Genomic DNA, 25353 nt, shown 5'->3' on the forward strand with positions numbered 1-25353 from the left:
CGGCACCGCGGCCAGACGCCGGCGCCCGGTCGCCGCGGAACGCACCGCGACCCCGCTCCTCCCTTCCCACAGCACCCACCCCCAGCACCACGAGACCCGCACCACGAACGGAGCCTCCATGCGCACCACCACCCGAATCGGCGCTGTCACCGCCGCCCTCACCGTCACCGCGATCGCCCTCACCGGCTGCGCGAGCGGCTCGGCGAGCGGCAGCAGCACCACGGCCGCCAGCGCCGCCACGGCGACCGGCCCGAAGGTCGACCTGTCCGGCACCTGCCCCGCGACCGTGGTCGTCCAGACCGACTGGAACCCGGAGGGCGAGCACGGCCACCTGTACCAGATGCTCGGCCCGAACCCGACGATCGACGCCTCCGGCAAGACCGTCACCGGCGACCTGTACGCGAACGGCAAGCCGACCGGGGTGAAGCTCGAGATCCGTGCCGGCGGCCCGGCCATCGGCTACTCGAAGGTCAGCTCGCAGATGTACCAGGACAAGTCGATCACCCTCGGCTACGTCTCCACCGACGAGGCCGTGCAGTTCTCCGGCAAGCTGCCCACCACCGCGGTGTTCGCCGAGAACGACCAGTCCCCGTTCGTGATCATGTACGACCCGTCGAAGTACAAGGACGTCGACAGCATCAAGGACCTCGGCAAGGAGCTCGAGAAGAAGAAGGGCGTCGTCCGGTACTTCAACGGCGCCTCGTACATGTCGTACCTGGAGTCGGCGGGCATCCTGCCGAAGAGCATCCTCGACGGCAGCTACGACGGCACCCCGGCGAAGTTCGTCTCCGCGGGCGGCAAGGACGCGCAGCAGGGCTTCGCCACCGCCGAGCCGTACATCTACCAGAACCAGGTCGCCGCCTGGGGCAAGAAGGTCGCGTACAAGCTCGTCTCGAGCACCGGCTGGAACCCGTACCCCGAGACGATGTCGGTCCGCACCGGTGAACTGTCCAAGCTGTCGCCGTGCCTGAAGCAGCTCGTGCCCGTGATGCAGCAGGCGGACGTCGACTACCTGAAGTCCCCCGGCGCCACCAACGACCTGATCACGCAGCTCGTGCAGCAGTACAACAACGGCTGGACGTACGACTCGAAGGTCGGCGCGTTCGCCGCGAAGCAGATGAAGTCGCTCGGCATCGCGACCGACGGCGACAACGGCTACGTCGGGGACCTCGACGAGAAGCGCGTCACCGACTTCATCGAGAAGGCCACCCCGGTCTTCGCCGGCGACGGCGGGGACGTGAAGTCCGGGCTGCAGGCCGCCGACCTGTACACGAACGAGTTCCTGGACAAGAAGGTCTCGCTCGGCTTCTGAGCGCGCCGGTCGGCCCGGCCGACCACCCACCGGACGGGAGGCGCGGTGCACGACCGCCCCTGGGCCCACACCGCCGGTTCCGGCGGGTCGCGCCAGCGACCCGCCGGCCGTGCCGGTGGGGAGCCTCCCGTCCGCCGTCTCCCCACCTCCCACGCAGCAGGAGCCCGCATGACCACCGTCACCCCCACCGCCGTGCCCACCACCCCGGTCCCGCCCGCCGCACTCGAGGCCCTCCGCGCCGAACTCGTCGACCTGCTCGGCGAGCGCGGGGTCAGCACGGACCAGCGCACCCGCGAGCGCGCCTCGGTCGACGAGGCCACGATGAGCCCGATCCTCAGCGAACAGCTGCCGCTCGGACTTGCCGACCTCGTCGCCTCCCCCGCGTCCGCCGACGAGATCGCGGCGACCCTGCACGCGGCCGTCCGACACGGCGTCCCCGTCACCACCCGCGGCAAGGGCACCGGCAACTACGGCCAGGGCATCCCGCTGCACGGCGGGCTGGTCCTCGACACCTCCCGGGCCCGCGCGGTCGTCGAGGTCGGCGACGGCTGGATCACCGCCGAGTCCGGCACCTCGATGGTCGCCCTCGAGCAGGCGGCAGCAGCAGCCGGCCAGCAGCTCTGGATGTACCCGTCCACCGCGCAGTCGACGATCGGCGGGTTCCTGTCCGGCGGCTCCGGCGGCACCGGGTCGATCGCGCACGGGTCGAACTGGCAGGGCTTCGTGACCGCGCTCGACATCGCGCTGCCCGGCGAGCCCGGCCTGCACCACGTCGAGGGCGACGCCGCCCAGCCCTTCGTGCACACCTACGGCACCGCCGGCGTCATCGCCCGCGCGACCGTCCGGCTCGAACCGCTACAGGACTGGCGAGCCGTGTACGCGTCGTTCCCGAGCTTCGAGCAGGCCCTCGCGGCCGTCCGCACCCTGCGCGGCCTGGACCCGGTGCCGCGCCTGGTCAGCGCCGACCGGGCGGAGGTCGCCGCCACCCTGCCGACCGATGCCGCCATCGTCGCGGGCCGGGCGAGCCTCCGCGGCATCATCGACGCCGTCACGCTCGACGAGGCCCGCGACCTGATCGGCCTGGCCGGCGGCACGGTCGAGGACGTCCGCGAGGGGCTGCAGCAGACCACGAAGGTGTCGATGCTGTCCTACAACCACCCGATCTGGTGGCTGAAGCGGAACACCCCCGACACCGAGTACTTCCACGTCGAGGTCGGCGGCGAGGCGCTGATCGACCGGATCGCCGAGGTCGAGGCCGTCTACCCGGGCGGGATGCTGCACATCGAGGCGGCACACGTCGGCCCGATCGGCATGCTCACCGCGCCCTACACCGGGGCGGAGGACGTCTACGCCGGCTACCCCGCGCTCCGCGACCTGGGCGTCCGGGTGCACAGCCCGCACCAGTACTACGTCGACCACGGGGTAGAGGAACTGCTCGCCCTGAAGCAGCAGACCGACCCGGACGGGCTGCTCAACCCGGGGCACGTCATCGACCCGGCGTTGGTGCAGTCCGGCGGGTCCACGGCGTCCGCGCAGCCCGCCGTCCCCGGGTTCGGCAAGTGAGCGCGGGCACGACCGGCGCGCGGACCGGCACCCGCAAGCTCGCCGAGCTCTCCGGCCCGGCCGTCGCCGCAGGGTTCACCGCCGACACGATCGTCGTCCAGCCCACCGGCGCGATCGAACACCACGGCCCGCACCTGCCGCTGCTGACCGACTTCCTGCTCGCCGACCACATCGGCGGCGCCGCGGTCGAGCAGGCCGCAGCCGAGGGGCTCGACGTCTGGCAACTGCCCACCCTGGCGTTCACCAAGTCCGACGAGCACAGCTGGGCACCCGGCACCGTGTGGCTCGACGCCGACACGATGTTCGACACCGTGGTGCAGATCGGCCGGGCCGTCGCCCTGACCGGTGCCGGCACGCTCGTGTTCGCGAACGGGCACGGCGGCAACGTGGCGCTGCTGCAGGTCGCGCTGCGCGAGATCCGGAAGCAGACCGGGCTGAAGACGTTCCTCATGCCGACCCTGGCCCGCGTACCCGGTCCGGACGGCGAAGACGCCGACGAACGCGGCTTCGGCATCCACGGAGGGGCCGCCGAGACGTCGATGATCCTGCACCTGCGGCCGGACCTGGTCGACATGCGCCTCGCGGAGCGGTGGGTGCCGGACCACCTGGCGGAGTTCGAGAAGATCGCCTTCAACGGCGGACCGGTGTCCTTCGGCTGGTTGTCCAACGACTTCGGGCCGGCCGGCGTCGTCGGGGACGCGAGTCGCGCCTCCCGCTCGTACGGGGCCGCGCTGTGGCAGCACTCGCTCGCCGAGGCGGTGGCCTCCCTGCACGAGGTCGCCCGGTTCGACCCCGCCGGACCGCGGTGACGGGCGCGGGTTCGGGCGCGGTGTCGGGCCCATCCGACCCGCTCGCGCTGGCCGCCTCGTGGCTGCTGGCGACCTGGTCGGGCGTCACCCCGACGATGACGCTCGCCACCATCGGCCTCGACGGCTACCCGTCGACCCGGACCGTCCTGCTGTCCGCGTTCGACGGGCAGCGGCTGCACTTCCACACCGACACCCGCAGCCGGAAGGCAGCCGAACTGGCGGCCGTGCCCCGGGCCTCCGTCACGATCCACTGGCCGGACGCGGCCCGGCAGCTGACCGTCACCGGGGACGTCGCCCCGGTCACCGACCAGGAGGCCCGGATCGCCTACGACGCGCGCTCCCGCTACCTGCAGGTGCTCGCCTGGATCAACGACACCGACCTGGCGGTCGCGCCCGAGGCGGACCGGCGGGTCCGGTGGGCGGCGTTCGAGCGGGAGCACGGTGACGCTCCGCTGTCGCCACCGCCGACCTGGGGCGGGTTCGCCCTGACGCCGCTGCGGATGCTGTTCTGGAGTGGGGCGGCGGACGGGCCGAGCAACCGGCTGGCGTACGAGCGGGACGCCGGCGTGGGCTGGCGGAGCGAGGTGTGGCCAGGCTGAACCCGGGACCGGACCGCCGTGGCCTCGGGTCGCTCGGCCCCGGGCCGCTCGGCCTCGCGTGAGTGCCGCGTCAGTGACGCGTGAGCGGCGCGGGACACGATGATGTCCTCGACCGCAGGAGGAACCATGTCCAGTCTCACCACCCTCAGCCTCGGCGGCGCGCAGGGGCTCCGATGAACGTCCTGCTCGTCGTCCAACTCGTGCTCGTGGGCCTGCTCGCCGGTGAGGAGTTCGTCGTGCGATGGGGTGTCCAACCCGCGATGGCGACGCTGCCCGACGAGGTCCATCTCCGCACGCGGATCGCGTTGGTGAAGTCCCTCAAGGTCGTCGTCCCGATCCTGATGGTGCCGGCCGTCCTGGCGTCCGTCGCCGTCCTCGTGCTGAGCGGAGCCGACGACGGCCTCGGTTGGCGGATCGCCGCGATGGTGGCCCTGGTGGTGTTCGTCCTGGCGTCGTTCCTCGGCACCGTGCCGATCAACATCCGCGTGAACGACTGGGATCCGGAACACCCGCCGGCCGACTGGAAGCGCGTCGTGCTGCGGTGGGAACGCATCGACGTCCTGCGATCCACAGCTGCCGGCGTCGCGTTCGTGCTCTTCGTCGTCGCGCTCGTGCAGCTGGTGGGCTGAAGCGAAGCACGTCCGCGGTCCGGGTCGACGGCCGACCGACGTGGCCCGTCGTCGCGTGGGACATCGGGGTGGAACGACGAAAGCCCCGGAGATGATCTCCGGGGCTTCCGCCATGCTGTGCGCTCGAAGGGACTCGAACCCCCAACCTTCTGATCCGTAGTCAGATGCTCTATCCATTGAGCTACGAGCGCAGTGGCCCTTGCGAGCCGTGGAAGACTCTACAACAGCTCCCCGCGCAGCGCCAATCGAGCGCCCCAGCGTGCCGTGCTCGGCGTGTCGTCGAGCACGGCACGCGGTGCTCAGGCGACCGTCGGCTCCTGGTCGAACACCTCGGCGAGGAACACCTGCAGCGCCTGCCACGAGCGACGGTCGGCTCGCTCCTGGTACTGCGCGCCGTGGTCCGGTGCGTCGGTGCCCGGGACGGCGAAGGCGTGCATGGCGTCCGCGTAGGTGACGACCTGCCAGTCGACGTGCGACACCCCACGCATCTCGTCCTGCCACGCGTGCACGGCCTCGTCCGGCACGACCGGGTCGGCGCCGCCGGTGAGGACCAGGAGCTTCGCGCGGATCTGGTCCGCGTCCGAGGGGTCGTGCGCGATGAGGCCACCGTGGAACGAGACCGCTCCGACCAGGTCGGCACCGGTGCGGGCGAGCTCGAGCGCACCCGAGCCGCCGAAGCAGTAGCCCATCACGACGACCTTCGACGCGTCGACGTCGGGGTCGGCGAGCAGGCGGTCGAGTCCGGCGCGCAGGCGGGTGCGGAAGAGGGCGTTGTCGCCGTAGAAGCGACCGGCCACCTCGGCTGCGGTGTCGTCACCCGGGCGGATGCCAGCACCGTAGACGTCGGCGCCGAAGGCCACGTAGCCCAGGCGCGCGAGCATCGTCACGCGTGCCTCGACGTGCTCGTTCACCCCGTGCCAGTCGTGGATGACGAGGACGGCGGGGCGCGGACCGGCGACGGCTGCGTCCTTCGCCAGGACCCCTTCGAGGTCGGTGCCCTCGGAGTCGTAGTGGACGGTCTCGACACGGATGTCGGCACCGGCGGGTTCGGGAACGGTCTGCAGGACGTCGTCTGTGGTGGTCACATCTCCGAACGCTACGCCTGCGCCGCTACGGGACACCGCGACGAGGCGGTGTCACGAGACACCGCGACGAGACACCGCGACGAGGCAGCGTCACGAGTCGACGTTGTCCCAGTCCTCCGGCCCACCCGACCCGGCCGCGTACTCGTCGAGCGGGGCCTCGCCGGAACGCCAGAGCTGCAGGAACGGCTCGACGACCTTCCACCCCTGCACGGCGCTGTCGCCACGGACGGACAGGGTCGCGTCGCCCTCGAGCACCCCGGCGAGCACCTCACCGTAGGCACTGAGCCGGCCGGGGTTGAACGTCACCTCGAGCGCCGTGTGGTCGATCGTGTACGGGTCGCCCGGGCCGTTGACGTTGAGCTCGAGCTGCATCTCGTCCGGTGCGATCCAGATGCACAGACGGTCCGGCTTGTGCGCCCCGGTCAGGCCGTCGGGCACGTGCGGCGAGTCCTTGAACGTGATGAGGATCTCGCGGCGCTGCTTGCCGAGCGCCTTGCCGGAGCGCAGGGTGAACGGCACGCCGGCCCAGCGCCAGTTGGCGACCTCGAGCTTCAGCTGCGCCAGGGTCTCGGTGCCGAGCGACGGGTCCACCCCGTCCTCGTCGACGTACGACGGCATCGAGCGGTCCCCCACCGTGCCGGCCGTGTAGCGGGCGCGCTTGCCCGCCGTCAGCGGGTCCCCGCCCCACGGGCGGACGGCACGGAGGACGAGCTCCTTCTGGGTCCGCAGGTCCTCGGCGTCGATCGACGCGGGCGCCTCCATGGCGACGACCGCCATCACCTGCAGCAGGTGGCTCTGGATCATGTCGACCAGGGCGCCGGCCTTGTCGTAGTAGCGGGCACGTCCCTCCAGTCCGAGGGTCTCGTCGTAGACGATGTCGACGCGCTCGACGTGCTGGGAGGACAGCAGGGGTTCGATGATGCGGTTCGCGAAGCGCAGGCCGAGCAGGTTGAGCACCGTGGAGCGTCCGAGGAAGTGGTCGACGCGGTGGATGCGCGACTCCGGCAGGAACGAGTGCAGCAGGTCGTTGAGGTGCTCAGCGCTCGCGGCGTCGGTGCCGAACGGCTTCTCGAGGGCCAGGCGCGTGTGCGCGGGGAGGTCCGTCTTCGCCAGCTGCTCGCAGCTCTTCTCGGTCACCGCGGGCGGCAGGGCGAAGTAGATGGCCGGGTCGAAGTGGCAGTCGCCGAGCAACGTCTTCAGGTCGTCCGGGGACGTGACGTCGGCCTTGCGGTACGACGATCCGTCGACCACGGCCTGGAGGCGCGGGGACAGCGCCGTCTCGCCGGTTGCGCCCTCGTCCTCCTCGTTCTTCGACGCCTGTGCGTTCTCGAACGCCTCGTGCACGAGCTGCTTCCAGTCGGCGTCCGAGAGGTCCTCGACACCGGCGCCGACGAGCTGGATCTCCCAGTCCTCCTTGACGTCGAGGAGCGTCGCGAGGCCGGGCAGCAACAGCCGCTTGGACAGGTCGCCGCTGGCTCCGAGGATGAGCAGTGTGGTCTGGAGGCTCGCCATGCCCCAGACCGTACTCACCGGATCCCGAACGGGGCCGGTCCTCGGCGCTACGGTGGTGGCGGTGTCGACGCGCGGGAGCGTCGACACGGCGCGAGGGAGCACCATGACGACAGAGGGCAACGTCCACGCACCCGGTGTGGGGCAGCAGCTGGCCGGTCCACCACGGGCGACGACACCGCGGGGTGCACGACTCCGCGTCGCCGTCGTCGGCACGGGCATGATCGCCGCCGTGCACGTCCGGGCTGCGCGGGCCGCCGGTGCCGACGTGGTGGGGGTCCTCGGCCGGAACCGGGAGCGCTCCGAGCAGGTCGCCGAGCAGCTGGGCCTCGAGCACGGGTACGCCGACCTGGACGCGGTGCTCGCCGACCGCCCGGACGTCGTGCACATCTGCACGCCCAACGACCAGCACCACCCGCAGGCCCTCGCGGTGATCCACGCCGGCATCAACGTCGTGTGCGAGAAGCCCCTCGCGGTGTCCGCGGAGCAGGCCGACGAGCTCGAACGGGCCGCCGCCGAGGCCGGTGTCGTCGCGACCGTGCCCTTCGTCTACCGGTACCACCCGATGGTCCGCGAGATCCGCTCCCGCATCGCCGACGGGCAGCTCGGCCGGGTGCTCGCCGTGCACGGCCACTACCTGCAGGACTGGATGCTCGACTCCGACGCGTCCTCGTGGCGGGTCGACTCCGGCGCGGGCGGGCAGTCGCGGGCCTTCGCGGACATCGGCTCGCACTGGTGCGACCTGGTCGAGTTCGTCACCGGCGAGCAGTTCGACTCGGTCAGCGCCGTCACCGACATCGTGTACCCGACCCGTCCGGCAGCGTCGGGCCCCTCGTTCTCCGGCACCCCCGACCCGGACCCGATCGCCGACGCCGGCGAGCGCGCCGAGGTCACCACCGAGGACACCGCGGTCGCGACCTTCCGCACCGGCAGCGGCCGGATCGGCAACGTCGTCATCTCGCAGGTCTCCGCCGGCCGGAAGAACCGCCTGTGGTTCGAGGTGGACGGCATGCTCGGCTCCGCGGCCTTCGACCAGGAGCAGCCGGAGTCCGCCTGGTTCGGCAACGAGACCGGAGCGCAGATCGTCGTCCGCGACCCGTCCCAGGGTTCCCCCGACCAACGGCGTCTGGCGGTCGTGCCGTCCGGTCATCCGCAGGGCTACGTCGACGCGTTCGCCGCGTTCGTCGCCGACACCTACACGGCCGTCACGACCGGCAGCGCGCCGGAGGGTCTGCCGACCTTCGCGGACGGCGCCCGGTCGGCACGCATCATCGACAGCGTGGTCGCCAGTGCCGGCGACCGCGCCTGGAGGGAGATCCGATGAAGCTCGGCATGTTGACGGCCTGTCTGCCGGGGTGGGACCTCGGCCGCATCGCGGACTTCGCGAGCGGTCAGGGCTACGAGCGGCTCGAGGTCGCCGTCTGGCCCGGCACCGGTGGCCGCGACTTCGAGGCGGCGCACCTGCCCGTGGCGACCCTCACCGACGAGGACGTCCAGGCGACGCGGGAGCTGCTCGACCGCACCGGGCTCGAGATCTCCGCGCTGGCGTACTACGAGAACAACCTGCACCAGGACCCAACCCGCCGGAACGAGGTCCACACGCACCTCAAGCACGCGGTCGACGCCGCGCAGCGCCTCGGGGTCCCCTACGTCGGCACGTTCATCGGCCGCGACAACACCAAGAGCGTCCGCGAGAACATGGTCGAGGGCGACCGGGTCCTGCCCGAGCTGCTCGACTACGCCGGCGAGCGCGGGGTCCGCCTGATCATCGAGAACTGCGTGATGGAGGGGTGGCACCCGGACGGGTACCCGGGCAACATCGCGTACTCGCCGGAGCTCTGGGAGTGGGTCACCGGGCTCGGCTTCGGCCTGAACTGGGACCCGTCGCACCTGACGTGGATCGGCATCGACCCGGTCGAGACGATCCTGCCGTTCGCCGAGCACATCGTGCACGCGCAAGCGAAGGACCTCGAGCTGTTCCCGGAGCAGCGCAACCGGTACGGCTTCTTCGGCAAGGTCGACAAGGGCGACGACCCGTGGGACATGGGCTGGTGGCGGTTCCGCGTGCCCGGACGCGGGGTGGTCGACTGGCCGCACGTGGTCGACCGGCTGTACGAGGCCGGCTTCGACGGCACGCTGAGCGTCGAGCACGAGGACCCGCTCTGGGGCGGGGAGGACGACAAGGTGCTGGAGGGCCTCCGCATCGCGCACCGGACGCTCCGGCCACTCATCGCGGTCGAGTGAGTCCGGACCCCGCGGTGCTGGGAATCCTGAGGAGGCTCCGGAGCACCCTGGAGGCATGAGCCAGAACGTCAGCGAATTCGTCCTCGACCGCATCAAGGCATGGGGCGTCACGCGCGTCTACGGCTACCCGGGTGACGGCATCGGCGAGTTCGACGGCGCCCTCGGCAAGGCCGACCGTGCCGGCGAGGGCGTCGAGTACATCCGCCCGACGCACGAGGAGATCGCGGCGCTGATGGCGACCGCGCACGCGAAGTTCACCGGCGAGGTCGGCGTCTGCATCGCCACGTCGAGCCCCGGCGCCTTCCACATGCTCAACGGGCTCTACGACGCGCAGATGGACAACCAGCCGGTCGTCGCGATCGTCGGGCAGCAGGGTCTGGCAGCCGTCGGCACGTTCACGCAGCAGGAGTCGAACCTGGAGCGGGTCTTCGCCGACGTCGCCTGCTACGTGCAGACCATCACGACGCCGGACGCCGCCGGGGTCGTCCTCGACACGGCGTTCCGCACCGCGATGCTCCGGAAGCAGCCGGCGGTGGTCGTCCTCCCCCACGACGTGCAGGCCATGCCCTGGTCCGAGCCCGGCGCGGAGCACTGGGTCTCCCGCTCGAGCGACGTCCCGGCCTCGACCCGGATCACGCCGCCGGCCGAGGACATCCGCAAGATGGCGGACATCATCAACGCCGGCGAGAAGGTCACCTTCCTGGTCGGCGCCGGAGCACGCGGTGCCACCGACCAGGTGCTCGCAGCGGCGGGGAAGGCCGGCGCCGGGATCATCACCGCGCTGCGCGGCAAGGACGTCGTGCCCTCGGACGTGCCGTTCCACACGCAGCAGGTCGGGCTGCTCGGGTCGCGCCCGAGCCTGACCCAGATCAAGGAGTGCGACACGATCGTGCTCCTGGGCACGAACTACCCGTACGGCGAGTACCTGCCGAAGGTCGGGCAGGCCCGCGGCATCCAGGTCGACATCAAGCCCGAGCAGCTGGGCCTGCGGTACCCGAACGAACTCAACATGTGGGGTGACGTCGGTGCCACACTCGACGCCCTGCTGCCGCTGCTCGAGCAGAAGGACGACCTCGGCTGGCAGGAGAAGCTCGCTGACGAGATGCGCGAGTGGGAGGCCGAGATGGGCCGCCAGGCGGAGGTCGCGTACAGCGACGGGGTCAACCCGCGCCGGGTCGTCCGCGCGGTGAACGACCGGCTGCCCGCGGGCGTCACCGTCACTTGCGACGCCGGCACCACGGCGGACTGGTACGGCCACCACATCCGGCTGCGCCGCGGCATGCACGGCGACATGTCCGGCCGGCTGGCGACGATGCTCGCGGCGATGCCGTACGCCGTCACCGCCAAGTTCGCGTTCCCGGACCGCCCGGCGGTGTGCACGATCGGCGACGGCGCCTTCCAGATGCTCGGCATGAACGAGCTCATCACCGTGAAGAAGTACATGGACCGCTGGCAGGACAAGCAGCTGGTCATCGTCGTCATGCACAACGACGACCTGGGACAGGTCTCGTGGGAGATGCGCACCGAGGACGGCAACCCGATGTGGCGCGGCTCGCAGGACGTCGAGACGATGGACTACGCCGGGTACGCCGAACTGCTCGGCTTCCAGGGCATCGCGGTGCACAGCGACGACGAGGTGGACGCCGCCGTCGAGCGTGCCTTCGCGCACCAGGGCGTCACGCTCATCGACGCCTACGTCAGCCGGAGCGTCCCGCCGCTGCCGCCGCACATCACCGCCGAGTACGCGATGAACACCGCGAAGAGCCTGCTCAAGGGCGACCCGGTGGAGTTCGACGTCGTGAAGGACTCCGCGAAGGCGATGGCCGCCGAGGTCGTCGAGCGGGCGAAGGGTGCGTTCGGCCGCGACTGACCGGCCCCGTGGGGCGGCGGTGTCACGGCCAGTTGAACATCATGTGACGCCGTCGCCCGGACTCTGGCGTGTCGCCTGTACATCCTCGTAGGTTCGGCAGGTCGCGTCCCCCGTCCGGGGGCGGAACCACCACACCAGGAGTCCTCACACCGATGAGCCCGTCCCACACCCCCGAGACCACCAGGCGGAGGCGCGGCATCGTCGCCGGCACCGCCCTCGCCACCGCCGGGGTCCTCGTCGCCCTCGCCGCCCCGACCGCCGCCTCCGCCGCCGAGACGCCGGCCACCACCACGCCGGCCGCCACCGCACCCGCCACGGCCGCAGCGGCAGCCGGTGACACGACGATCGACCTGTACGACGTCAACGACTTCCACGGTCGGATCACACGGTCCATCTCGCAGACCGCGGGGAAGCCGACCCCCCGCGACGGTGACGCCGCCGGTGCGGCCACCCTCGCCGGTGCCCTCGACCAGCTCCGCGGACCGGACCCCTCGACGTCCGCCTTCGTCAGCTCGGGTGACAACATCGGCGGCTCGACGTTCGAGTCCTTCATCCAGCAGGACCAGCCCACGATCGACGTCCTCAACCAGATGGACCTCAGCGTCAGCGCGATCGGCAACCACGAGCTCGACAAGGGCCAGGACGACCTCCGGGACCGTGTGATCGGGCCGGACGGCGCCCGCAACGCCAAGTGGGACTACATCTCGGCCAACATCCTGGACAGCGCCACCGGCGAGCCTGCCTTCGACCCGTACTCGATCCAGGAGATCAGCGGGAAGCGCGTCGGGTTCATCGGTGCCACGGTCGACCTCGTCGAGCAGGGGCTCGTCAGCCCGGACGGCATCGCCGGACTCGAGATGGGCGACATCACCACCGAGGTCAACAGCGTCGCCGACGACCTGACCGACGGAGACGACACGAACGGCGAAGCAGACGTGCTCGTGCTCCTCGTGCACGACGGAGCGGAGTCCTCGGCTGCCGCCGACCTCGACAACGGCTCCGACTTCGCCCGAGCCGTGCACGGTGTCACGCCGAAGGTCGCGGCGATCCTGTCCGCGCACACCCACCAGACCTACGTGCACTCGGTCGTCCCCGACGGCGGCACGATCCCGCGTCCGGTGATCCAGACCGGCTCCTACGGGTTCAACCTCGGACACGTGCAGCTCACGGTCGCTGCCGACGGCACGGTCACCCCGAGCGTCGCCGAGAACGTCCGCCTCGTCGACGGCACCTTCACGCCGGACGCCGGCGTCCAGCAGACCGTCGACGCAGCGGTCGCCGAAGCGGACGTGCAGGGGGCGGTCGAACTCGGCTCCATCGACCGCGACATGCGGCGCGCCGTCCAGAGCGACGGCTCGGAGAACCGGGGTGGCGAGTCCACGCTCGGCAACTTCGTCGCCGAGGTCCAGCGGGAAGCGACCGATCGACAGGGTTCGCAGATCGCGTTCATGAACTCGGGCGGACTCCGCGCGGACATGGCGGCAGGCCCGGTGACCTACAAGGAGGCGGCGGCGGTCCAGTCGTTCGCGAACACCCTTGTCGTCCTCGACCTCACGGGTGACCAGATCCGGCAGGCGCTCGAACAGCAGTGGCAGCCGTCGACCGCGTCCCGTCCGTTCCTCAAGCTCGGCGCCTCGGACGGCTTCGCGTACACGTACGACCCCCAGGCCGCCGCCGGCTCCCGCATCACGTCGATGACGCTGGACGGCGAGGCGATCGGCGCGACGACCACCTACAAGGTGACCGTCAACTCGTTCCTCGCGGGCGGGGGCGACAACTTCGCGGCGTTCAAGCAGGCCGCCACGAAGCAGGACAGCGGCAAGGTCGACCTCGAGGCACAGGTCGAGTACTTCCGTGCCCACCCCGAGGTGACGGTGCCGATGGACCAGCGCGCGGTCGGTGTCACCACCACGCCGGTACCCGAGGGCGGCTTCCAGCCCGGTGACGAGGTGACGGTCGACCTGTCCTCGCTGGTGTTCAGCAACGCCGGTGACCAGAGCGGTGACGTCTCGGTCTCCGCCGGGGGCCAGGTGCTCGCCACCAGCCCGGTCGACACCACGGTGGTCGACAAGACCGACGAGCAGGGTCGCGCCTCGCTGACCTTCACGGTCCCCGAGTCGGGCGCCGCCCAGCCGGCAACGCCGTCGACCGCGTCGCGCCTGGCCGCCACGGCGGTCGAGACCTCGGACGAGCCGCTCGTCGTGGAACTGCCGAACGGGCAGCAGATCACGCTGGCGGTGACCATCCCCCTCGCGGTCGTCCCGGACCCCGGTACGGACCCGGGTACCGGTCCGGGTGACCCCACCGACGGCTCCGACCCGACGCCGACCCCCGTTCCCGGCGGTGCTGACGGCGGCTCCGGCGACGAGGGCTCCGGTGACTCCGGCCTCGGTGGCACCGGCAGCGGTGTCGTGCCGATCAGCGGTGGCGGGATCGACACCGCCGACGGCGGGGACCTCGCCTACACGGGTGCCGAGCTCGCGGCACCGGCCCTCACGGCCGGGCTGCTGCTCCTCGCCGGGCTGACCGCACTGCTGGTGGTCCGCCGGAAGCGTGCCGCGCACGACGTGAGCGAGCGCGCGGAGGGCTGACGCGCCTCCCGGCCTCGCCGAGCACGACGGGCCCGTCCACCGACCGGTGGGCGGGCCCGTCCGCGTGTCCGAGCGGTGACGCTCGACGCCGTCGGCCGGGAGGCCCGCCCTGCGAGATCGGGGAGCCGCTGTCGGACAGCACGGTCGGTCCGCGCATGTCACCGCGGTACGCTGCACTCGTCGCCATGCGCGATGCGTCGCGCCGGGTCGCCGGACGGTGGTTCCGCCCGATCGGACCCCGCGACGCGGGTGTCCTCCGCCTCCAGGGAAACGGCGGAGGACACCCCTCTCACACCCGTCGATCGGCCGGTGTCAGCGGAAGAGCTGCTCGCCGATGTAGGAACCCTTGCGGGGTGCCGGCGGGACCGCGAAGACCGCCGACCCGATGTGCGCGATGTACTCGTTGAGCCGGTCCGACGCGCCGAGCTTCCGCTGCAGCCGCGTGAAGTGGTCCGGGTCGTTCATGTACGCCACGAACAGCAACCCGGCGTCGAGCTGCCCGTACTGGTTGAGGCCGTCCGTGTAGTTGTAACCGCGGCGCAGGATCTTCACGCCACCGTTCGCCTCGTGTGCCGCGAGGGCGACGTGCGAGCGGGGGTCGATCGCGGGCTGGCCGTGGGCGGTCGCGTGGAAGTCCGGCGTGGTGTGTTCCTGCCCGCCGGAGAGCGGCGCGCCGCTGACCTTCGTCCGCCCGAACACCCGCTGCTGGTCACTGACGACGTCGGCGTCCCAGATCTCCAGGTTCATCCGGATCTTCCGGACGACCTGGTAGGTGCCGCCGGCCATCCAGTCGGCGTCGTCGTCGAGCCACACGAAGCGGTCGTGCTCGGCGTCGGTGGTGATGTTGCGGGTGCCGTCCTTGAAGCCCATCAGGTTCCGCGGGGTCGCCTGGGTCGGCCCGGCCGAGGCCCGACCGAAGCCCAGGACGGTCCACTTGACGGTCGCGCTCCCCCGGGCCATCCGGGCCAGGTCGCGGACCGCGTGGTACGCCACCTGCGGGTCGTCGGCGCAGGCCTGCAGGGACAGGTCCCCGCCGGACAGGCCGGACTCGAAGCGGTCGCTCGGCAGGGACGGCAGCTCAGTGAGGTCCGCCGGACGCTTGCCGGCCAGGCCGAAGCGCTCGTCGAACACCCCGGGGCCGAGGCCGACCGTGACGGTGAGGGACGCGGGCCCGAGGTCGAGCGCCTCGCCGGTGTCCGCACCGACGCCGTCACCGTGGGCGGGTTCGACGCTGCCGATCGTCTGGCCGGCCTGCAGCTGCGCGATCGCGGCCGACCAGCGGGCGAGCAGCACCTGCAGCTCGGTCGCGGTGCCGAGCGTCAGGTCGAACGTCATGAACACGCAGTGCCGCTGCGGATCGGTCCGGATACCACCCTGGGGTGCACCGGCCGTCGTCGCGTAGAACGGGTGGCTGCGCGACATGTCGACCGACTCGTCGCCGTTCGCCGCCGCGGTGAACGGGTCGACCCCGCTCGCCACGGCGGACCCGGCGATGCCCGCGGCCGCGCCGACTCCGGCTCCGGCGACGGCCAGACCCGCGCCGAGCAGCCCCCGGCGGGAGACCCCGCGGGTGTCGTCCTCGGCGGTGTCCCGGTCGTTGCGGCCGCTCACGCCGTGGCGACCTTCTCGGCCAGGCGGGACAGCGGGTCCTGCAGCGCCTGCACCTGCTGCGAGATCGCGTTCGCGTGCGCCGCCTTGGCACTGGCGTCCCAGCTGTCGAAGCCGCCCAGGTCGTCGGCGTTCCGGAAGCCGTCCATGAGCGTGTTCGTGGCGTCGAACTGCTGGGCGATCTGCTTCGTCAGCGCCGGGTCGACCTTGGTCAGTCCGGGCTTGAGGTACGCGAAGGCCTGCCGGGAGCCCTCGACGTTGGCGGCGAGGTCGACGAGGTCGATGTGGCTGTAGGCCTCCTCCTCGCCGGTGATCTTGTTCGACTGGACCTCTTCGAGCAGTCCGGCGGCCCCGTTCGCCAGGTCCTCGGGCTTGTAGTCGAGCGTCGGCACGAGCTTCGCGAGCAGGTGCACGTTCGTGGCCAGGTCGTCGGCGTACCGCTTCGTGTCGGCGGTGATCGCACCGTTCGCGAACAGGTCGCGTTCGACGGCGTGGAAGCCGCTCCAGCCGACGGCCGGGTCGGCGTTCGAGGCCCGCATGTCGATGAGGTAGTCGAGGTTGCCGGCGTTGTCCGTCGCCTTGTGGCCCTTCTTCACGAAGCCGTCGACGTCGCTCTCGACGTGCTCGTAGTACGGGCGGGCGTTCGCGTAGTCGGTCTTCGCCCCTGCCAGGTCGCCGGCGTCGACGTCGGTCTTGAGCTTGTCGACCGCGGTCACCATGTCGGTGACCTGGCCGTCGACGTACTCGGCGTAGCCCTTCGTGCCGTCCTGCAGCAGGCTCGCGGCACTGCTGTTCGCGGTCGACTTGACGGACCCGGTGACGGTCAGGCCGGTGAGCTCGTGCTCCGCACCGGGGCAGTACACCTGGTACTTCCCGCCGGTCAGCGTCGCGGTGAACGAGACGGGGTCGAGTCCCGGAGCCAGGTTCTCCTTCTCGCCGAGGATCCGCTGGTCCTGCAAGAGCTCGACCTCGGTGATGGCAGTCGACGACTCGTTCTTCACGGTGAAGGTCACGGGGCCGGCGCCGACCGTGCTGCTGCTCACGGCGCAGCGGTCGGAACCGTCGTTCGTCAGGGTGACCGTGACGCGGGCCACCTTGCCGGAGGTCTCGGTGGCGTCGCCCGAGGCGGTCCCGTTGCTCGCGCAGCCGGTGAGGGCGAGTGCCGCGACGGCGCCCAGCGCGCCGAGGGTGACCAGGCGTCCCCGCGTGGTCAGGGGTCGGACGGTGGTCGCTCTACCGAACGGCATCGGTGCTCCTTGCGGTCGCCGTGACGGGAGGGCCACGGGTGGGGGTGGTCGAGGGGACGGTCGAGTCGGGCAGGCCGAGGCGACGGCGGTCCCGGAGGGCGAGCAGCACCTGTGCGGCGGCGGCGATGCCGAGCGCGAGGGGCAGCCAGCGGGTCCAGAGGGCGAGTTCCGCGGTGTGGGTCCGGTCCGCCGCCAGGGCGGCGGTCGTCCGGTCGACGGTGGCGCGCGGCACGGCCCAGACGGTGCGGTCGAGCGTGCTGGTCCGGGCGGTCGGGAGGCCCCCACCGGTCAGCGTGAGCACCGAGCGTTCCGCACGGCTCGCGTCCACCACGCCGCCGTCGACGCTCCACAGCGTCACGGTGTCGCGGGTCGCCCAGGAGGCCCGGTACGGCCCCGGCGCGCTGCTCGGTGAGATGCCGACCGGGATCCGGCCGAACAGCTGGACGAGGTCGTCGAGCGTCAGAGAGGCGGGCTGGTCGGCTGCCGATCCGTCCGAGGTGACGCGCCACCGGTCGGTCGCGGTGCCGGCGCGGGTGACACGGCGGTGGGCCGATGCGGGGAGGGTGATCCGGGCCTCCCGGCCGGTGCTGCCGGAGCTGCTGCCGGCGACGCGGAGGGTGGCGGCGGACCCGGAGACCGTTGCGCTGACGGAACGGGCGTCGCCGGTGAGGCGGGTGGTCGCCGGGACGTCGGTGTGCCCGGTCGGCACGGCGACGGCGAGGGCGAGGGCAGCGACCGCGAGGCCGGACGCGACCGCGATGCGGACGGCGGGGACGCGGACGGCCGACGGCTTCCACCGGCGGGGCCAGAGCGACAGGGCCAGGACGGGGACGACGTAGAGGACCCAGCCGAGCACCTCGATGACGCGCGGGTCCGGCGGGATGCCGAGCACGCCGGTGACGAGGGCGCCCTGCACGGACCCGTTCGGGGCGAGCCAGCTGAGGTCGACGGTGCGCTGCTGGCCGATCACGACCCAGCCGGCCTCGTGCGCGCGGCGGAGCACGGTCAGGACCAGGCCGCCGGCGACGAAGACCAGGAAGACGCCGGTGCCGGTGAAGAACTTCCCCAGGTCGAGCCGCACGCCTCCGGTGTAGATGCCGTAGCCGACGACGACCGCGCCGGCGATGCCGATCACCGCGCCGAGGGCGGCGAGACCGGTGTCGCTCGACGCCTGGAACGTGGCGAGGAGGAAGACCGACGTCTCGAAGCCCTCCTTGAGGACGGCGAGGAAGGCCATGCCGGCCAGCGCCCAGGCGGTGCCGCGGCCGAGGGCGGCGGATGCACTGGCCTCGAGCTCGCGGCTGAGGTGGCGGGCGTGGATCCGCATCCAGACGATCATCCCGGTGACGAAGACCACGGCGACGATGCCGATGAGGGCCTCCATCGCCTCCTGCTGCGCCTGCGGGAGCGCCTGCTCGACCGCCTGCAGCCCGAGCCCGACGGCGATGCTGAGGAGCACGGCGACGCCGACCCCGGTCCACATCGGGGCGAGGGGGACGCGGTTCCGTCGGAGGAACGCGGCGATGATCCCGACGATCAGGGTGGCTTCGAGGCCTTCGCGGAGACCGATGACGAGTGTGGCGAGCATGACGAAGGTGAGGCTAACCTAACCGGCGCGCGAACCGCCAGCCGGGGAGCCGTGCGCTTTGATGGTCTTCATGAACCTGCTGACCGTGGACGGCCTCGCCGCCGTGACGAACGTGCTCGACCTCGCCGGGGTCTTCGCGTCCGCACTGCTCGGTGGCGCGGTCGCCCGGTCGATGGACTTCGACCTGTTCGGCTTCCTGGTGGTGGGGTTCGTCTCGGGGCTCGGCGGCGGGATGCTCCGCGACGTCCTGCTGCAGAACGGTCCGCCCGTCGCCCTCACCGACCCGCTGTACGTGCCGGTCGCGGTGGCCGGGGCGCTGGTCGCGTTCTTCGTGTCGTTCTCCGAGCGCGGGTGGGACCGGTTGTTCACGTTCCTCGACGCCGCCGTCATCGGGTTCTGGGCGGTGGTCGGGGTCCAGCGAACCTTCGACGCCGGGCTCGAGTGGCCCGCCGCGATCATCATGGGCACCATCACCGCAGTCGGCGGCGGGGTCGGGCGGGACCTGCTGCTGCGACGCGTGCCGGCCGTGTTCGGCGGCAACGCCCTCTACGCCTCGGTCGCCGTCGCCGCGTCGGCCGTGATGGTCGGCGCCTCGGCCCTGGGGTCCCCGACGATCGGCATCGTCGCCGCCGTCGTGCTCTCGCTGCTGCTCCGCTGGGGCGCCGTCCGCTGGGGCTGGGGCCTGCCGAACGGCCGCAACTGGCAGCCGCAGTCCCAGCTCGCCTCGCTGCTCCGACGCGGCCGCGGGCGTGGGCGCACGCCGCGGCCGGTCCGTCCGGGTGCCGCGCGGTTGCTCCGTCCGGGTGCCACCGGGCTCCTCCGCCGGCCCGGGCAGGACGCCGGTGCCGGCGGTCTGCACACCGGCAGCATCCGCCTCGACGGTCTGCACACCGGCGCGCTGCACCTCGACCAGGACGCACCGGATCGCGCGGACAACCGCGAGGACTGACCGTCACGCTGTCCCCGGTGACCCCCAGCCCGTACACTCGAGACCGCCGGGTATCGACCCGGTTGCACTCCCCCGGACGACGGACCGACGTGACCCGAAGACGGCGGTCCAGCCGCGGGCGTGCAGGCACCATCCGTGCCGGCACGAGGGGCCACCGCTCCGCGCGTGATCAGACACGCGGTGCGGTCCCCCGGGCCTGCCGACGGGAGCACCGGTCACCACCCGACGAGCACCGCCGCAGCACCAGCTCCACCCGCACCAGCAGAGTCCCGGAACAGGATCCTCCGATGACCGACGCAAGCGACCCGGCAGACCCGGGCACACCGGAGGACCGCACCACGCCGGTCCCCCGCACCCCACGATCCGAGGTCCGGGAGCGTCTGCTCGCCGCCGGCTCGCGGGTCTTCGCCGAACAGGGCGTGCACGAAGCCCGACTCGACGCCGTCGCCGCCGCCGCCGGCTTCAGCAAGGGCGCGGTCTACTCGAACTTCTCGTCGAAGGAGGACCTGCTCGCACAGGTCATGCAGCGCGCGACGAACCGGGTGCTGCAGTCGCTGCAGGAGCTCATCCGCATCGACATCAGCGCCGCAGACGTCGGCGACGTGGTCCGGGCAGCGTTCGGACGACACGACCAGAGCGCCGAGTTCGCCCTGCTCTCCGAACTGCGGGCGTACGCGATCCGGCACCCGGAGTTCATGCCCGAGTTCATCCGCCAGCGGCGCACCCTGCAGGACGGCGTCCGCGAACTCGTGCACACCTGGTTCGCCGCGCACCCCGAGGTCGACCCCGGCATGCCGCTCGACACATTCGCGACGATCCTGATCGCCACGAACTCCGGGATGGTGTTCGACGCACCCGCCCTGGACGGGATGAACCCGGGCGACGCCGTCGCGACGATGGTGGAGGCGGTGCTCCGGCCGCGCTGACCGGCGACAGCACCAGCGTGGTCGGGCCAGCGTGATCCGGAACGGCGGGCCGCGTCAGCCGCCCGGGCCAGCCGCCAGACCAGCGGCCCGGGTCAGCCCGCCGCGGGTCAGCAAGGTCCGGGCCAGCCGCCCGGGTCAGCCCGCCGCGGGTGCCGGTCGTCGGTCGGTCGGACGCCCGGAGGGCAGCAGACTCGGCGGGAGCAGTCGGGACCGGACCACGCGGCCACGGGAGACGGCGGCGTCCAACGCGGTGCGGGCCTCCTGGACGGACCGGAGGAGTGCCTGCGTGTCGGACCGGCCGTCGGCGGCGAACCGCTCGTGGTCGACGGCGTCCACGACGGACCCGAGGTGCGGCAGCACCGATGCCGGCACGACCGTCCGGAGCCGGCCGAGATCGGCGCGAGCGGTCCGGGCGACCGCAGCCGCGTCGCCGGGCGGAGCCGCCCCCGGCGTGAAGCCGTGGTCGGCGAGGTCGTCGAGCAGTTCCCGCCAGGCGGTGACGGCTGGCCGGCGTCCGGCGGCGACCGCCCCCAGTCGACGGTGTCGACGTGCTGCACGGACCGAACCGGGCGCCACCAGGACCGCGAGGGCGACGAGCACACCGACCAGCACACCCCACGGGATGCTGCCGCCACCCGTGCTGCTGCCAGCCGCGGCCGCCGAGGTCGGCGTCGGAGTGGGCGTCGCCGAGGCCGACGCCGGCGCGGTCTCCCCCGGGGCCGGCAGCGGAGTCGCGGTCGGGACGGGTGCCGGCGTGGCGGACGCGGAGGGCTGCGGCTGCGCGGCCTGGTCGGAGTCCGGCGTCGGCTCGAACGACACCCAGCCGGCACCCCGGATGTACAGCTCCGGCCACGAGTGCAGCTGGCGGTTCGACACCGTGTACTGGCCGTCCTCGCGGCTCGCACCCGCGCGGTAGCCGACGGCGATGCGGGACGGGATGCCGAGCGTCCGGGCCATCACGGCCATCGCGGACGCGAAGTGCACGCAGTACCCGGAACGCTCCTGCAGGAACCGGGCGATGACGTCCATGCTGTCGCCGTCGTAGCCCTGCTCGACCGGGGCTGTCTCGGAGTAGGTGAACAGGCCGCTGCGGAACCACTGCTCGAGCGCCCGGGCCTGCGCGTAGTCGGTGGTCGCACCGGCGTCGACGCGGGCCGCGGTGGTGCGGATCACCGCCGGCAGGTCCTTCGGCAGCTCGGTGTCGGTGCGGAGCTGCGCCGGCGACGGGGCGACGAAGCCACGACCGTCGGCCTGGGACAGCCGGCCCGAGGCGGCGATGGCGTCGAGGTAGGCGTTCGCCGAGACCGAGGCGCCGTACGCCTCGTAGGTGGCACCGCGGCGGGTCGCCGGACCGGCGGAGCGCACGGTGTTGGCGTCGCCGGACCATCGCCACTGGGTGAGGTCGAGGTTCGTCGACTTCGACTCGACCGACATCGCCCCGGCGGGCAGCGGCAGGTAGTTGCTCGACAGCCCGGTGATCTGCACGGTGACGTCGCCGCGGTCCGCCAACCGCGGGTTCACGCCGTCGACCCGGCGGGACTGGTCCGCGGTGTCCGCGGTGGAGGCGTCGGTGACGGTCGGCACCCAGTCACCGGTCCCGAACTCGTCGAGGTCCGCGAGCTTGAGGTACTCGGGCTGCCCGTCGGAGGACCGGTAGCGGAACACCTCGAGCTCGTTCGGTCGGCGGAGGTCCTGGCCGAGTTCGAGCAGGGTCCCCGGGCGTCCCGGTTGGATCGGCGACTGGACCGCCCCGGTCACACCGGAGAGCCAGCCGGCGTTGATCGGCACCAGGACCGGCAGCCCGATCGCCACGACGAGCCCGATCGCACCGACCACGGCGGCCGGGAACACCCGTTGCACCGGCCGGACCGACGTCCAGAGCAGTGCGAGGAAGGCCAGCGCGGTGAACACGACCAGCCAGGCGGACGGGGCCTCGCCGGTGATGATGCCCGGCACCAGGAGGATCACGAGCGCGGGTGCGGCGGCGAGCGCGGCGGTCGGGGCCACGGCCGCCAGGAACAGCGAAGCGCCGGCGACCCAGGCGATCGCGACGGTCACGATCAGCCGGATCGAGTCCGTCTGCGGCAGCGGCGCCGGGTTGAGGCGGATCGCCGCGAGCGTCTGCCCGAGAGCGCCGTTCCGGTCGAGCCACCCGAGCGGTGCGGTGTCGTTGAGGAGCGCGGCGGCGCAGGAGCCGAGCACGAGCGTCGCGACGAGCGCCACGAACCGGACGCCCCGCGGGCGGGTCCGGACGGCCAGCAGGACCGCGACGAGCACGGCTGCGAAGACCGCGCCGGACAGCCACCACGAGATGCCCTGGACGAGTGGGCGCATCGCGAGCGCGGCGACGAGGACGGGGAGCGGGGCGAGGGCGACGACCCAGGCGCCGGGGGTGTCCGGGCTGCGGTCGTCGCGGTCGAGCACCTGGCGGACGTCGACGTGCTCGCGCTGCCGAGCCGGGCTGGTGGCGGTCATCGGGTGTGTCCGCTCGGGCTGGTGGCCGTCATCGGCTGTGTCCGCTCATGGTCGTGCCGGGCACCGGGACCACGAGCACGCGCCACCCGGCACGGCCCATGATCCCGCGCACGACGGGGTCCGGGGCGACGACGGTGACGAGCACACCGCGGCTCGACCCGTTCGTCGTCGAGACGAGTTCGGCGGCCTCCTCGGGGCTGCAGTGCCCGGTGACGACGGCGGTCATGCCGTGCACGTCCCGGCCGCGGACGCCGTGCAGGACGTCGGTCAGTTCCCGGGCGTCGGACCGCGCCTGGACGTCGGCGAGACCCACGAGCACCTCGGACAGCCCGCCGGCGTCCCCGCTGTGCCGGACGTCGCCGCCGGGTCCGTCGCTGACGAGCGCGACCCGGGAGGTCCGTGCCGACAGTGCCCGGGCGACGCTCGCCGCCACCACGACCGCGTGCTCGAAGGCCTGGTCGCCGCCGAGGTCGGACAGTTCGGACAGGTCGTCGCGGCCGAGCTGCTGGTAGGACGAGCGGCGGACGTCCAGGGCGACCACGGCCTCCGGCGGCTGCGCCTGCGTGGTCTGGCGGACGTGCAGGACGCCGCGTTTCGCGCTCTGCCCCCAGTGCACGCGCCGGATGGGGTCGCCCGGCCGGTAGGGGCGGAGCTCGCTGTCGTCGGCGGATCCGCCCTGACCGACCCGGCCCTCGTCGGCGGAGACCGCGCCGGCGAGCGCCCCGGTGTCGAGTGCGGAGAGCGGGGTCGTGCCGGGGACCACGACGACCTCCTCGGCCGGCACGACCGGTCGGTCGATGCGGAGCAGCCCGAACGGGTCCTCGACGCGGACGGTGACCGGGCCGACGAACGCCCGCCCACGCTGGATCGCGAGTGCCTCGACGTCGAGCACCGCCGGCGGGGTGCCGGGTCCGATTGTGACGAGCGACGCGGCCTCGTTGGTGCTCACGAAGAGGTCGTCGAGCTGCTCGCGGACGAGCAGCGTCGAGCGCGGTGCGAACCGCACCTCCGACCCGCGGATCGTGACCCGTTCCCGGTAGACCTCGCCCACCTGCACCATCGCGCGCGGTGCCGACCGGGAGGCGCGGAGCGGCGCCGCCACGGCCAGTGCGGTGACGACGCCGGAGACGACGAGCACCAGGAGCAGCAGCCCCGCGGACACGGCGACGCTCATCGAGGCGACCAGGCCGCCGCCGACGAGGCCGAGACCGACCGCCAGGACGGTCCAGCCGCGGAGCGTCGGCCGGGGGAACGGGGTCCGGCGCAGCATGCCGAGCCCGCGGCGTCCGACCCGGGACAGCACCGAGCCGGCCGCGCCCGCGCGCAGCGCGAACGGACGGGCGGCGGGGCGCTGGTCGACCATCAGGAGCGGACGGGGGTCGCGGTGAACGGCACCGCGGTGTCGGAGACGATCCGGACGACGATCTCGCGGGCGGTGTCCTCCGCCGATCCGCCGAGGCCCCGGGCCACCGGGACGAGTCGGTGGGCCAACACGACCGGGGACAGGACCGCGACGTCGTCCGGCGTGACGAACGGCCGGCCGAGCAGCGCCGCGTGCGCCCGGGCAGCCTGCGCCAGGTGCAGGGTCGCGCGCGGGCTGGCGCCGAGGAGCAGGTCGGGGTGCATCCGTGTCGCGCGGACGATCTCGACGATGTACGCCTCGACGTCCGGGGCGATGTGCACCGTGCGGACGGACGCGATCATGGCGCGGAGCGTGTCGACGTCGACGACCGGACGCAGGTCGGCGAGCGGGTCGTGGCCGCCGCGGGCCGCGAGCATCCGGCGCTCGGCACCGGGGCTCGGGTAGCCCATCGTGATGCGCGCCATGAACCGGTCGCGCTGCGCCTCCGGCAGGGGGTAGGTGCCCTCCATGTCGACGGGGTTCTGCGTCGCGACGATCATGAACGGCGACTCGAGGGGCCGGGTGACGCCGTCGACGGTGACCTGCGACTCCGCCATCGCCTCGAGCAGCGCCGACTGGGTCTTCGGACTGGTGCGGTTGATCTCGTCGCCGATCACGACGTTCGCGAACACCGGCCCGGGTGAGAACCGGAAGGTGCCGGACGACTGGTCGTAGATGTTCACGCCGGTGACGTCCGAGGGCAGCATGTCCGACGTGAACTGGATGCGGCTCACGGACCCGCCGACGGAGGCACCGAGGGCCTTCGCGAGCACCGTCTTGCCGACGCCGGGGACGTCCTCGACGAGCAGGTGCCCCTCCGCCAGCATCACGGTGAGGGCCGTGCGGATGGCGTCGGACTTGCCGTCCACCACGGTCGCGACCGACGCCATGACGGCCGCCCCCGCGTCCTGGATCCGGTCGATCGGGACGGTGTGGTGGGTCAGCTC

At 72.4% G+C, this 25353-nt stretch carries 19 protein-coding genes and 1 tRNA gene; 11 read left to right on the plus strand and 9 right to left on the minus strand.

Annotation, left to right across the window (positions count from 1 at the left end; genetic code table 11):
• The first annotated feature begins 118 nt into the window (after positions 1 to 118).
• The 5 genes from DEI97_RS13115 to DEI97_RS13135 all read left to right on the plus strand — a co-directional run bounded on the left by DEI97_RS13115 (position 119) and on the right by DEI97_RS13135 (position 4912).
• A complete protein-coding gene (locus DEI97_RS13115; RefSeq protein ID WP_111074611.1) occupies positions 119 to 1312 on the plus strand; it encodes a substrate-binding domain-containing protein in 1194 nt (397 codons plus the stop codon).
• Positions 1313 to 1480: 168 nt separating this feature from the next.
• The gene (locus DEI97_RS13120) at positions 1481 to 2875 is read left to right on the plus strand and encodes an FAD-binding oxidoreductase (protein ID WP_111074610.1); all 1395 of its coding nucleotides are present in this window, start codon (positions 1481 to 1483) and stop codon (positions 2873 to 2875) included.
• Complete coding sequence (locus DEI97_RS13125; RefSeq protein WP_111074609.1) at positions 2872 to 3684, plus strand: creatininase family protein; 813 nt, start codon at positions 2872 to 2874, stop codon at positions 3682 to 3684. Before DEI97_RS13120 ends, DEI97_RS13125 begins: the two co-directional genes overlap by 4 nt.
• Before the next feature lie 20 nt (positions 3685 to 3704).
• A complete protein-coding gene (locus DEI97_RS13130) occupies positions 3705 to 4283 on the plus strand; it encodes a pyridoxine/pyridoxamine 5'-phosphate oxidase (RefSeq protein ID WP_146248125.1) in 579 nt (192 codons plus the stop codon).
• Positions 4284 to 4456: 173 nt separating this feature from the next.
• Positions 4457 to 4912, plus strand: a complete 456-nt coding sequence (locus tag DEI97_RS13135; RefSeq protein WP_111074607.1) for an anthrone oxygenase family protein — start codon at positions 4457 to 4459, stop codon at positions 4910 to 4912.
• A 118-nt stretch (positions 4913 to 5030) separates the two neighbouring features.
• Here the strand turns inward: DEI97_RS13135 and DEI97_RS13140 are convergent.
• The 3 genes from DEI97_RS13140 to DEI97_RS13150 form a co-directional block, all read right to left on the minus strand.
• A tRNA-Arg gene (locus DEI97_RS13140) sits at positions 5031 to 5103 on the minus strand.
• A 108-nt stretch (positions 5104 to 5211) separates the two neighbouring features.
• Complete coding sequence (locus tag DEI97_RS13145; protein ID WP_111074606.1) at positions 5212 to 5997, minus strand: dienelactone hydrolase family protein; 786 nt, start codon at positions 5995 to 5997, stop codon at positions 5212 to 5214.
• Positions 5998 to 6087: 90 nt separating this feature from the next.
• Positions 6088 to 7509 carry a glucose-6-phosphate dehydrogenase gene (locus DEI97_RS13150; RefSeq protein ID WP_111074605.1) on the minus strand — a complete coding sequence of 474 codons (1422 nt, stop codon included), beginning with the start codon at positions 7507 to 7509 and terminating at the stop codon, positions 6088 to 6090.
• A gap of 103 nt (positions 7510 to 7612) precedes the next feature.
• Between DEI97_RS13150 and DEI97_RS13155 the strand changes: the two genes are divergently transcribed.
• The 4 genes from DEI97_RS13155 (at position 7613) to DEI97_RS13170 (ending at position 14211) form a co-directional block, all read left to right on the plus strand.
• Positions 7613 to 8830, plus strand: a complete 1218-nt coding sequence (locus DEI97_RS13155) for a Gfo/Idh/MocA family protein (protein ID WP_111074646.1) — start codon at positions 7613 to 7615, stop codon at positions 8828 to 8830.
• Entirely contained in the window at positions 8827 to 9750 is a 924-nt protein-coding gene (locus DEI97_RS13160) for a sugar phosphate isomerase/epimerase family protein (protein ID WP_111074604.1), read from the plus strand. Before DEI97_RS13155 ends, DEI97_RS13160 begins: the two co-directional genes overlap by 4 nt.
• A 55-nt stretch (positions 9751 to 9805) precedes the next feature.
• The gene (locus DEI97_RS13165; RefSeq protein WP_111074603.1) at positions 9806 to 11620 is read left to right on the plus strand and encodes a thiamine pyrophosphate-requiring protein; all 1815 of its coding nucleotides are present in this window, start codon (positions 9806 to 9808) and stop codon (positions 11618 to 11620) included.
• A 152-nt stretch (positions 11621 to 11772) separates the two neighbouring features.
• A complete protein-coding gene (locus DEI97_RS13170) occupies positions 11773 to 14211 on the plus strand; it encodes a bifunctional metallophosphatase/5'-nucleotidase (RefSeq protein ID WP_111074602.1) in 2439 nt (812 codons plus the stop codon).
• Between the two features lie 312 nt (positions 14212 to 14523).
• Here DEI97_RS13170 and DEI97_RS13175 read toward each other — a convergent pair whose 3' ends face one another.
• From DEI97_RS13175 to efeU, 3 genes are read right to left on the minus strand one after another with little or no spacing between them, the layout of a single operon-like run.
• On the minus strand, positions 14524 to 15822 hold the full coding sequence (locus tag DEI97_RS13175) for a Dyp-type peroxidase (RefSeq protein ID WP_111074601.1): 1299 nt from the start codon (positions 15820 to 15822) through the stop codon (positions 14524 to 14526).
• The gene (efeO, locus tag DEI97_RS13180; protein ID WP_111074600.1) at positions 15819 to 17066 is read right to left on the minus strand and encodes an iron uptake system protein EfeO; all 1248 of its coding nucleotides are present in this window, start codon (positions 17064 to 17066) and stop codon (positions 15819 to 15821) included. Before efeO ends, DEI97_RS13175 begins: the two co-directional genes overlap by 4 nt.
• On the minus strand, positions 17053 to 18654 hold the full coding sequence (gene efeU, locus DEI97_RS13185) for an iron uptake transporter permease EfeU (RefSeq protein ID WP_111074599.1): 1602 nt from the start codon (positions 18652 to 18654) through the stop codon (positions 17053 to 17055). The genes efeO and efeU overlap by 14 nt, the downstream gene beginning before the upstream one ends.
• Positions 18655 to 18724: 70 nt before the next feature.
• Here efeU and DEI97_RS13190 point away from each other — a divergent pair, with 70 nt between their 5' ends.
• Positions 18725 to 19603 (plus strand): trimeric intracellular cation channel family protein, encoded by an 879-nt coding sequence (locus DEI97_RS13190; protein WP_111074645.1) that lies wholly within the window; start codon positions 18725 to 18727, stop codon positions 19601 to 19603.
• A 287-nt stretch (positions 19604 to 19890) separates the two neighbouring features.
• Positions 19891 to 20529 (plus strand): TetR/AcrR family transcriptional regulator, encoded by a 639-nt coding sequence (locus tag DEI97_RS13195; RefSeq protein WP_111074598.1) that lies wholly within the window; start codon positions 19891 to 19893, stop codon positions 20527 to 20529.
• A 135-nt stretch (positions 20530 to 20664) separates the two neighbouring features.
• Here the strand turns inward: DEI97_RS13195 and DEI97_RS13200 are convergent, their stop codons facing one another.
• Genes DEI97_RS13200 through DEI97_RS13210 form a run of 3 tightly spaced genes read right to left on the minus strand, consistent with a single transcriptional unit; the run spans position 20665 to position 25296 of the window.
• Positions 20665 to 23004: a transglutaminase TgpA family protein gene (locus DEI97_RS13200; RefSeq protein ID WP_111074597.1), complete on the minus strand. Its 2340-nt coding sequence runs from the start codon at positions 23002 to 23004 to the stop codon at positions 20665 to 20667.
• A gap of 28 nt (positions 23005 to 23032) precedes the next feature.
• A complete protein-coding gene (locus DEI97_RS13205; protein WP_111074596.1) occupies positions 23033 to 24367 on the minus strand; it encodes a DUF58 domain-containing protein in 1335 nt (444 codons plus the stop codon).
• On the minus strand, positions 24367 to 25296 hold the full coding sequence (locus DEI97_RS13210; RefSeq protein ID WP_111074644.1) for an AAA family ATPase: 930 nt from the start codon (positions 25294 to 25296) through the stop codon (positions 24367 to 24369). The genes DEI97_RS13205 and DEI97_RS13210 overlap by 1 nt, the downstream gene beginning before the upstream one ends.
• Positions 25297 to 25353 lie beyond the last annotated feature (57 nt).

It is taken from the genome of Curtobacterium sp. MCLR17_032 (assembly GCF_003234795.2).
Classification (GTDB): domain Bacteria; phylum Actinomycetota; class Actinomycetes; order Actinomycetales; family Microbacteriaceae; genus Curtobacterium.